This is a genomic window from Bartonella queenslandensis AUST/NH15 (assembly GCF_000312585.1).
In the GTDB taxonomy this organism is placed as follows: Bacteria; Pseudomonadota; Alphaproteobacteria; order Rhizobiales; family Rhizobiaceae; genus Bartonella; species Bartonella queenslandensis_A.
Window position 1 is genome coordinate 1 of the sequence record NZ_HE998025.1, and the last position, 764, is coordinate 764.

Annotated in this window: 1 protein-coding gene; it reads left to right on the forward strand. The window is 37.2% G+C overall.

The features are described 5' to 3' along the window. Positions 1 to 764: type ISP restriction/modification enzyme (locus BN338_RS12215; RefSeq protein ID WP_039761367.1), on the forward strand; the 764-nt coding region annotated here is incomplete at both ends.

The window sequence follows — 764 nt, forward strand, 5'->3', positions numbered from 1 at the left end:
GCTTTCTATAACAGTGAAGTGAAGCGTTTTAATGATGCGCATCCACATGCTGATCGCAAAATACGTAAAAAGGCTATAGATAATTTTGTCAACGCCGATGCAAGTAAAATCAGTTGGAGCCGTGCTATCAAACAAGAATTGAGCAAAGCAAAATTCTTTACGTTTGACAATAACTGTCTTACGCAAAGTCTTTATCGTCCTTTTACAAAGCAGTGGCTCTATTATAACCGCACTTTTAATGAAATGGTTTCTAAAATACCATGTATATTCCCGATAGAACGAGCGGTTGAAAATAAAGTCATACAAATTACAGGTACTGGAACTCAATCGGGGTTTTCTGTACTTATGGCAAAAAGTTTACCTAACCTTGATGTAGTGGATAAAGGTCAATGCTTTCCACACTATATTTACGAAGATAGCACAATCTCAAAAGATAAAAACAAGAACCAATCTCATTTGTTTACGAATTCTACAGAAGCAAATGCAACAGATGGTTTACAAAGGCGTGATGCTATAACTGATGAGGGTCTAGCACATTTTAAAGCAGCTTATCCTCATGAAACTATCACTAAAGATGATCTGTTTTATTATGTTTACGGTCTTTTACATTCGGAAGATTATCGCACCCGTTATGCGCATAATTTATGCAAAGAATTGCCTCGTATCCCTTGTGTAAAGAGTGCTGATGATTTTTGGAAGTTTGTGACAGCAGGGCGTGAACTAGGGCATTTACACGTGAATTATGAAACGGTAGAGCCTTATCC